Annotated in this window: 9 protein-coding genes and 3 pseudogenes; 3 read left to right on the top strand and 9 right to left on the bottom strand. The window is 61.1% G+C overall.

Annotated elements, in window-relative coordinates:
• Window positions 1-73 precede the first annotated feature (73 nt).
• The 8 genes and pseudogenes from ACVWY0_RS20355 to ACVWY0_RS20320 form a co-directional block, all read right to left on the bottom strand.
• Window positions 74-427, bottom strand: coding sequence for a Tn3 family transposase (locus ACVWY0_RS20355; RefSeq protein ID WP_485838298.1), 354 nt, complete (start codon window positions 425-427; stop codon window positions 74-76).
• Between the two features lie 136 nt (window positions 428-563).
• The gene (locus ACVWY0_RS20350; protein ID WP_485838297.1) at window positions 564-764 is read right to left on the bottom strand and encodes a hypothetical protein; all 201 of its coding nucleotides are present in this window, start codon (window positions 762-764) and stop codon (window positions 564-566) included.
• Window positions 765-773: 9 nt separating this feature from the next.
• Window positions 774-1,199, bottom strand: a complete 426-nt coding sequence (locus ACVWY0_RS20345; protein ID WP_485838296.1) for a nuclear transport factor 2 family protein — start codon at window positions 1,197-1,199, stop codon at window positions 774-776.
• Window positions 1,196-1,549, bottom strand: a pseudogene (locus ACVWY0_RS20340) (nuclear transport factor 2 family protein); the annotation flags it as partial. The pseudogene ACVWY0_RS20340 and the gene ACVWY0_RS20345, both read right to left, overlap by 4 nt.
• A gap of 359 nt (window positions 1,550-1,908) precedes the next feature.
• A complete protein-coding gene (locus tag ACVWY0_RS20335; RefSeq protein WP_485838295.1) occupies window positions 1,909-2,022 on the bottom strand; it encodes a helix-turn-helix domain-containing protein in 114 nt (37 codons plus the stop codon).
• A 9-nt stretch (window positions 2,023-2,031) separates the two neighbouring features.
• Window positions 2,032-2,142 carry a hypothetical protein gene (locus ACVWY0_RS20330; protein WP_485838301.1) on the bottom strand — a complete coding sequence of 37 codons (111 nt, stop codon included), beginning with the start codon at window positions 2,140-2,142 and terminating at the stop codon, window positions 2,032-2,034.
• Between the two features lie 112 nt (window positions 2,143-2,254).
• Window positions 2,255-2,308: pseudogene (locus ACVWY0_RS20325) on the bottom strand (hypothetical protein); the annotation flags it as partial.
• A gap of 279 nt (window positions 2,309-2,587) precedes the next feature.
• Complete coding sequence (locus ACVWY0_RS20320; protein ID WP_485838294.1) at window positions 2,588-2,878, bottom strand: hypothetical protein; 291 nt, start codon at window positions 2,876-2,878, stop codon at window positions 2,588-2,590.
• A gap of 218 nt (window positions 2,879-3,096) precedes the next feature.
• On the opposite strand from ACVWY0_RS20320, the pseudogene ACVWY0_RS20315 reads away from it, so the two are divergent.
• The 3 genes and pseudogenes from ACVWY0_RS20315 to ACVWY0_RS20305 all read left to right on the top strand — a co-directional run.
• Window positions 3,097-3,582: pseudogene (locus tag ACVWY0_RS20315) on the top strand (Tn3 family transposase); the annotation flags it as partial.
• A gap of 105 nt (window positions 3,583-3,687) precedes the next feature.
• Entirely contained in the window at window positions 3,688-4,086 is a 399-nt protein-coding gene (locus ACVWY0_RS20310; protein ID WP_485838293.1) for a DUF6228 family protein, read from the top strand.
• Between the two features lie 158 nt (window positions 4,087-4,244).
• The gene (locus ACVWY0_RS20305) at window positions 4,245-4,715 is read left to right on the top strand and encodes a DUF2199 domain-containing protein (RefSeq protein ID WP_485838292.1); all 471 of its coding nucleotides are present in this window, start codon (window positions 4,245-4,247) and stop codon (window positions 4,713-4,715) included.
• A gap of 501 nt (window positions 4,716-5,216) precedes the next feature.
• On the opposite strand, the gene ACVWY0_RS20300 is transcribed toward ACVWY0_RS20305, so the two are convergent.
• Window positions 5,217-6,248 carry an AraC-like ligand-binding domain-containing protein gene (locus ACVWY0_RS20300; RefSeq protein ID WP_485838291.1) on the bottom strand — a complete coding sequence of 344 codons (1,032 nt, stop codon included), beginning with the start codon at window positions 6,246-6,248 and terminating at the stop codon, window positions 5,217-5,219.
• Between the last annotated feature and the right edge of the window lie 48 nt (window positions 6,249-6,296).

Raw genomic sequence — 6,296 nt, 5'->3', positions numbered from 1 at the left:
ACGCCGCCGACGGCACTAAATCAAGACGCCACGGCAAAAACCTGCCTCGTCACCGGCAACGACGCCCCTACCGTCAACCACTGCGACGCCTAACAACTTGCAGCATGAGCGTGTTGACGTAGACGAGGGCGGCTTGCAGGATCCGCTGACACAGCACGGTCATCTCCTGCTCGTCGTGGCGTTTGGAGGCGATCTCGCCGCCCTTGCCGTCGGAGATGACCGAGTTCGCGCCGTTGAACGCCTCAACGATGTTGAGACGTTCGGATCTCACGTTGCAGATGCCGGCCGCGGAGCCACCGGGCGACGAAGATGGTGAGTTGGTCCCGCCCGACTTCCAGCATCGTCTGGGAGGTGGGTGGGACGCCGAGCGGGTGAAGCGGCGCAGGATCGCCTCGGTCGAAGCGGTGCCCTGCCGGATCGAGGTCATTTAATCATCTGGTCGCTGTTCCGCTCGACCAGGCCCCAGCGGATAGGACCGGGCAGTTCGGGGCCCGAGTCGGTCAAGAAAGTACTGACGGGTGACTGCGCCTCGTCAGGGTGAGACCCAGCCCAACCACGAAGGCCTACAGCATCGCAGGTGCCCAGCTGAGGTACGGAAAGAACGCCGTCGCGACGAAGAGCATGGTGATGGCCGCGCTGAACCAGCCGACCCGGGCGATGGCGCCCATGTTGTCGTTGAAGATGTACACCACGGTCACTGCGCCAAGGCTCGACTCGTCGCTGGCCGAAGCCAGCACACTGGACATCCCGAACCCGACGAGCATGACCAACCCTCACTCCCGAGGAGGCTGGTGATGGTGGGTCATGCGCTCAATCTGGGCCTCGATGTCGCCGCTCTCTTGGACGAGGTCGGTGTAGATGCGGCCCCAGGCAAACTGATCGCCTTCGACGCCGAAGAGGTTCACGCCAGCGAACTCGAAGTTCGTCGCGTCGGTTCGCCTGCCGTACATTCGCCACTCCATCCACACGACATCGTCGTCGGCGACGGACCGAAGAATCTCTGCGCGCAAGTCTGGAACTCCGGCGAACAGAGCAGCGAAGTTCGTACGTACCCGCGCACGCCCACGGAACTCCTGTCCTGGGCGCGTTGGCTTCACGTCCTCGTAGTCGTCGGCGAAGCACTGTGCCGCCGCTTCGAGGTCGTGCGCAGACATCGCAGCGACCCATCTGCGTGCCACATCCCGGGGGTCGGCGGTCAAGACCAGAACTCGTCGAAGGCGTGGAGGTCGAAGACGTGGGGCCAGCACTCGGCGACTCGGCCCTCTGCCACCCGGTATACGTTGGCTGTCCTAAAGGTGTAGGGCTTGTCGTCCCGCTCAGCCGTGACGTTGGCCAGTATGATGACGTGGTCGTCGGTGACCGCCAGGTCGTAGGGCGAGGCATGGTAGGGGCGCCCGCCCGTCACCTCCTTCTGCTTGTCCCACAGGTCGATCACGGCGTCGGCGCCGCGGTAATTACCCGAGAAGGGGTTACGTCCAGGGATGTGGTAGGTGACGTCGTCGGCGAGCTGGGCGTTGAGCGCCTCGCGGTCGCCCGCTCGTAGGCAACGAACATGTTTCTGATGACGTCTTCGTTCGGGTGTCGCATACGTTTCCCTTTCCCCGACGCAGCAGGCCTTCTGGCGGGTCCGTACGGCTCATCGTATGATGCGGCTCTGAAACTGTCGATAGCGGTCAGCGCGAGGATCGAGGGTTTCTGGCGCGTACGTGCCGATGGAGGTCGGTGTTCAGGTTGCCGGTTTGCGTTCCGGCAGTGCGCGAATCGACGGGAGATTCGCAGCGCGACAAGGGCCCTTCACGGGTCGCGGTCTCCCAGTGTCAGTGAGGGATGGGCCTAACGGGCGCCGGCGGGGAGAAGTCCCGTGCTCTGCCGTGCACTTTTGCAGGAGTCCTCTGTACCAATCTCGCGCTACGGCGCTGTGGCTGCTGCGGTGGTGGTTGCTGGGACCCAGCGGTACAGCGTACGTACAGAGACGCCGAGATTAGCGGCGACTTCTTTTGGCGGAGTGCCCTGGCTAAGCAATGTCTTGGCTCAGCGGATCTTGGCGTCTGTCATGATTCGCTTGCGGCCTCCTATCCTGCCTTGTTCTCTGGCTGCCTGGAGGCCGGCTTGGGTGCGTTCGATCATGAGCTCGCGTTCCATTTGGGCGAGCGATGCCATGACGTTGAAGAAGAAACGTCCGGGAGGATGTGGTGGTGTCGATTGAGTCTGTCAGGCTAACAAAGCCGATTCCCTGTTCGTTGAAGCCGCTGGCGAAGTCCAGCAGGTCTTCTACGTTTCGGCCCAGTCGGTCGAGCTTCCAGACCACGAGAGTGTCCCTGTCGCGTAACTGGTCGAGCGCCTTGGCGAGTCCTGGGCGTTTGGCCGTTCGCTGACGTGGGCGAATGCGATGATGATTGGCGTTTCCGGCATCGTCACGTGGGGCAGACACGGCTGGCGGATAGCGAGAGCCGGTCTGCAAGGGGGCTATGGCTACTGCATGCTCCAATCGACTCTGCTGCCGCCGACGACCAATCCCCGGGCAAGATCTGCAATGTCCGCCTCGCTACCCCGGTCCTACCGCTCCCACTAACCGCATTGAGAAGCTTCATGCTTTCAGGGCAGCCTGCACCCGTTCCAGCTTCTCGTTCGCTTGGAACAACCCGCTTATCTGGGTTCCTACTGCCTGTGCCTGCATGAAGTGCACGCCCAAGTCATTGTCACCGGTGACCCTGGCGGCGGTTTCCCTCAACTCACTCTGAAGCTCAAGTATTTCTAAGTGCAGATCCGAGCTACTCCGTACCCAGCTGCAGTCTCTGGACGCAGCCCGGCTGAGCCCAGCAAGGATTTGTGATGCCCGGTCAATCTTTCGAGCCAATTCCTCCGTCAGTTCAGTCATCAAATGCCCCCACTTTGGTCGTGCGCATACGATCGGATACATGAAAAAATCAGGTGCTTAACCCACGGGCCTAACCTCTTTTGCGAACAAGGAGAGGCCGTTGATGTCCCTAGCTTCAATGCCGTTTACTTAGGTTTCTTTGGTATTCGTTTGAGTGGCCAGTTGGACATCTTGCGTTTGATGACACGGGGATTGGAGCGCTGCCGGCGTGGGGGCACGCCCCGGAAGTTCTACGGGTCACCCAGGGCAGCGGGACACCAAGCCTGCTTGGAAAAGCCTTGGCGGAGTACGGCAGAATAGCCAAAACCGGGCACCTGCTGGACTTCATCGACGTTGACGAGGGCTACCGCCGGCAAATCCATACTCAGTTGACATTGCAGGAATCCCGGCACGCCCTGGCCAGACTCATTTTCCACGGCAGGAGGGGACAGATACGGCAGCCTTACCGGGAAGGCCAGGAAGACCAGCTCGGAGCCCTGGGCCTGGTCCTAAACGCAATCATCCTGTGGAACACCCGATACGTGGACGCCGCGCTCACCGAGCTCCGCGACCGTGGCTCCAGTGTTGCCGATGAAGACATACAACGCCTTTCCCCGCTGGCCTCGGAACACATCAACATGCTGGGCCGCTACACTTTCACCGCAGACCCCGCCGGCACGCGGCTTCGGCCCTTCCGGAACCCCTCCGAGGACCGAGAGGCCTGACCCGGAAAACGGTGAACCGCTTTGCTGTCCCGCAAGGGGAACCCTCTGCGGGACGCGGTCTCACGCGTACGACCTGAACGAGAAATATCCGGACAGAATAGGGGGATGGCAACAGTTAGGATCGGCCGCTCCCAGCGGATCACTTTTGATGAAGTGTCGCGGGGTTCGGACGGCGAGGTGAACAGCATGCTTGTGGCCGTTGAATTGACAGACCTCAAAGGGCATCGAGAAGTCGCAGCGCACTATGCGAGTGGCTTTCAGGATCTGAACGAATTCTTCGAGGATTTGGTCGAGCACTGGACTGGCTGGCCAGGCACCAAGACGTATACCTCTCTGGAGGGAGATCTACGACTGACTGCCAACCACACAGGTCACGTTAAGTTGGGCTTCACCCTGCAAGATCCCTCATTCCCAGAGACCTGGTCTCTACGAGGTCAGCTGACACTGGACGCCGGAGAAGAACTGACGCAAGCAAGCGAAGCGATGAAAAGGTTGCTCAAGTAGTACAAAAATCCGTCAGTGTCCGATTAGGGCATCCCCTTGCGGGTCTCAGCCCGCCACAGCGTTCTCCTGGCTTGGTCACGCCGAGCCCCACGTAGACTCAGCTTGAATGACATCGGTTTGGGGGACAAATGGTTTTTGGCAAGAAGCGGAATTGCGGGATGTGCGGGGAGACTCTGGCGGCGCATGAAAGGGATGTCCGGTTCCGTCTCCCGGACCCTGTACTTAACAGCCCTGAGCAGCATCGCGCTGAAGGCAGCTGGCTGAGCGACCCGGATCCGACCACGGCCACGCTCATGCAGATCCCGAACATCAGCCCGTTCGTCCGCGCCCTGCTGCCGGTCAAACTGCAGGGCGGGCACGAGTTCCGGTTCGGGGTTTGGATCGCCATCCATCCGGATGACCTGCAGCATGCCTGCAGGGTTTGGAACGCGCCTGAATATGCCGACCTGAAACTCACAGGCTACTTGGCTAACAAGATCCAGCCCTGGGGTTTCTTCGCCGTTCCAGTGAACCTGGCCGTGCTGAACACGGAGCAAACACCTTACTGCGTGTCCAGCCCGAATGAGGAACTGAACGACGTGCTAACCAGGGAGTGGCCGCACGACATTCTGGCTTCGCTGCCATCATGACCGCCGCCAGGCCGCCTACCGACAGGGGACGTTCGCCGCGGTGTGCGTCATGGTCCTCGCCCGGAAATGCGCTCCAGGCGCCGCCCGTAAGCCGGTCCTCCACCGGTCGCGCACACCGCTGAACTGCATCATTGCGAGCTGGGGTCCATCAGCGTCCCGTAAGACCCGTCCGGTGAATTGACCGGTAAGGGGGCGTTATATGACACACTATTTTCCATGTCTAAAATACTGGTCGGCTACGCGCGCGTGTCCTGTGACTTTCGGCGGTAAATGGCGGCTTTTTCACGGCGCTATTTGTCGCATGGCGCAGCCCGCAAGGGGATCCTTTACAGGGCGCAGCGGGACAGCAGACTGACGACCTTGCCGGCAATTCACACCCGATGCCTAGCGAGTTGGACGTCGAGATCGACGCGTTGCTCGGGCTGCAGAATCAGCAGCATGGGCCGAATCTGCGGGCAGAGCCCCAGGGCGCTTCAGCCAAGGACGGGGTGGCAGACGGTGTTATTGGTAGCGTCCGCCCGATGGGGTGACCGACAGGGTCTCGTGGCGTCCCTCTGTTGCCGGATTGTAGGAGTAGCGGAATTCGCCGGGTGTGTAGCCGTACGCGTTCTTGAAGGTACGGGTGAAGCTGGCAGCGTCGCTGAAGCCCCATCTGAGGCCGACTGCAGCGATCGGCCTGTTGGAGAGGGCGGGGTCGGCCAGTTCCTGGCGGCAGTTTTGCAGTCTTTGCTGGCGTATCCAGCCACTGACGGTCTCTTCGTGGTCGGCGAAGAGCTTTTGCAGGTAGCGCACTGAAATGTGGTTCGCTGCGGCGATCCCGGCGACGTTAAGGGCCTGATCTGCCAGCCGCGAATGAATGTATTGCTTGACCTTTAGGAGGATGACATCTCGTTGGGGGGAGTTCGGGGCGTCCGATGCGAGCGTTTGCAGGAAGGTAGCGGAGATGAGCTGCACGAGGGCTTCGGAAGCTTCGAAAGTGAGGGAGATGCCCTCGCCATTGAGCTGAGTGTCCATGGCGGTGAGCAGGGAGGACGTGAGCGCGCCCAGCCCCTGCCGGCCGGAGACGCGGGAGGCAGTGACCTTTCCCAAGGCGGGCTTGCTGATGTTGAGCCAGTCGGCTGGAAGCATGAGCACCAACATGCGGAACGTGTCGTCGAAATAGAGATCGTACGGGCGGGTGGTGTCGTAGAGGGCGAAATCACCCGGCGTCAGGGCTGCTTCTCGGCCGTCTTGGGCGACCACGCAGTAGCCCCGAAGCTGCAGTCCCAGCTTGACGATTCCCGGGTCGTTCTGTGCGATGGTGCGGGCCGTTCGGCTAACCTGCAACGAGGTGCCTGCAACTTCGGAGACTTGTATGCCGCCGAGACACTGATTGATCAGTCGGCCGCGAAACTCGTCGACATTGCGCGCCGTTGCATCCAGTGGCACGAACGCTGTGTTGACGGCGTCATGCCAGGCATCGAAATGTTCTCTTGGTGCCATCCCGGTGCCGTCGAACACGGCCGGGCGGTTGGCGAGTACTGCTTCGGGCATCTGGATCCTCACTTTGGGGACTACACAAATCTAAGCACACCTCCCGAT

The sequence above is a fragment of the Arthrobacter sp. UYNi723 genome (genome assembly GCF_054057635.1).
This window is presented reverse-complemented; position numbering and strand designations above follow the sequence as displayed.